At 47.8% G+C, this 2,013-nt stretch carries 1 protein-coding gene and 2 pseudogenes; 2 read left to right on the forward strand and 1 reads right to left on the reverse strand.

The window, feature by feature from the left end; all coding sequences use genetic code 11:
• Positions 1-442: pseudogene (locus K5R89_RS27720) on the forward strand (hypothetical protein); the annotation flags it as partial.
• A gap of 10 nt (positions 443-452) precedes the next feature.
• Here the strand turns inward: K5R89_RS27720 and K5R89_RS26940 are convergent.
• Complete coding sequence (locus tag K5R89_RS26940) at positions 453-1,319, reverse strand: replication initiation protein (protein ID WP_064175104.1); 867 nt, start codon at positions 1,317-1,319, stop codon at positions 453-455.
• Positions 1,320-1,853: 534 nt separating this feature from the next.
• Here K5R89_RS26940 and K5R89_RS26945 point away from each other — a divergent pair.
• A pseudogene (locus K5R89_RS26945) lies at positions 1,854-1,951 on the forward strand (hypothetical protein).
• Positions 1,952-2,013: the final 62 nt, after the last annotated feature.

A 2,013-nucleotide genomic window follows, 5' to 3' on the forward strand; every position in this document is an offset into this window, starting at 1 on the left:
CAACTTTGCAGACATCCGGGACTGTGGGAAACAGGTCAACTCCGCAGACGACCGGGACTGTGGGAAACAGGTCAACTCCGCGGACGGCCCGGACTGTGGGAAACAGGTCAACTCCGCGGACGGCCCGAGCTGTGGGAAACAGGTCAACTTTGCAGACGTCCGGGACTGTGGGAAACAGGTCAACTTTGCAGACGACCGGGACTGTGGGAAACAGGTCAACTCCGCGGACGGCCAGGACTGTGGGAAACAGGTCAACTTTGCAGACATCCGGGACTGTGGGAAACAGGTCAACTCCGCAGACGACCGGGACTGTGGGAAACAGGTCAACTACGCGGACAGCCGGGATTGCGGGAAACAGGTCAAGTTAGGCAAGCACTATGGGAAATACAGCAATTTTAGCATCCCCCCATATGTCAGCAACAAACTAAGGGGGAGTAAATAAAAAATACAGGCTATTGTTTTTTATCAAGAAAATTAAACAGCAAGCGACCATCTTCTTCAGTGGTATATGTTACCTTTAATGGCGTCTTCTCATTAATTTTCTTCAGAGCAGGTTCCAGGAAGGTACGCTTCATTTCAGCAATATTGTTTTTCTGCGAGGCAGGGAGCATAAACCTTTCACATAACCAGTCATGTGTGGTGATCCAGACACCAGTGCTCCGGAACTGACACAGGCTTTCATAAAGCCGGATGACACGAACACTATTAAGCTGGCCACAGTCATAGAGAGAATAGGTAGTGAACTGGGAGGTTAAGCCGACAAGGAATGGCATGACCTTGTAGTTAAATTCAATCTGCCAGGAACCCCGACCTCGCTTCATTCCTGCTTCAGCCAGCCACGGACGTTTAACTTCTTCAAACTCACCTTCTTTTGGATAAAAGGTAACCGTTGATTCGCCCAGAGCATTTACCCCAGCCTTCACATCACGACTGGCGACAGACGTAGCGACATTGAAGTATTTGACGTAATCGGAAACGCTGATTTTGAAGAGCGGCAATACGTCAGAGTCATCTTCCTGGTTGTCATTAAAATAGGCCTGCATGAGGCATAACCACAGCACACGTTTTGCCTGAAGAGGCAGGTAATATGCAGCTTCGGTCAATTCGTTAGATTGCTTTATACTGGCGCTTTTTTTAAACGTTTTAGTAGCTGGCAAGAGTGCTTGAGTATCCATTTCAATGCCTATGGGTAAATTTTTACCCACCCATAATGACAGTGAAAACAGAAATTGCAAGCTATCGCGATAGTTATCCACCGGAAAAATCTGCACTTTATCCACAAGTGGATAATTGAGAACTGAACTTGACCTCTTTCCCATAGCTTGTTGAGGCGTATCCCATAGCTTGTTGACACAAAACCCACTGATACGTGATTAATTTCCCATATTATGTTTACCAGTTGCCCATACAGGCCCCCTCTCAGGCCGCACTGTACGCGGCTTTCAGGCTCCCTAAAAGGTGTAAAATATAGAAAAAGAATAAAAAAGTACTTTTAAAAATATGCCCATGGATAAGTGGATAACCCCGAGAGGGAGGTGATTTTTCAGGCATTAAGCGTAAGCAGAATTTATAAGTTTTGTTCCATGGTGCTTCCTCGCTCACTCGGGGCTTCGCCCTGTCGCTCGGCTGCGGCGAGCACTGCTGGCTCGATCATATCCGTGGGCGGAAGATACTACTCCTCCCCCGAGTCGCTCTCCAGAGCCCGCTACAGCGAGACAACCCGCACGAAGATTTCTATCGTCCCTGCAGACATATTCGAATCGTTTTTATTAACCCTGGCTCCCGTCGTGACAGAACACTACTTCCTGTAAAAGGGGGACTAAGGCCCCTGAGTCACACACCTGAAATTAATAATGCGGAGTTTTACGATAATATCATTGCTGGAAACTTTCCTGACCGCTTCTCAGGGGGCATCCTGTTCCTTGCCATGCTGATCGGCTTTGTTGAATAAATCGAACTTTTGCTGAGTTGAAGGATCAGATCACGTATCTTCCCGACAACGCAGACCGTTCC

Origin of the sequence: Klebsiella sp. TF21-TM (assembly GCF_019753495.1) — a bacterium.
Taxonomy (GTDB): Bacteria; Pseudomonadota; Gammaproteobacteria; order Enterobacterales; family Enterobacteriaceae; genus Klebsiella; species Klebsiella quasipneumoniae.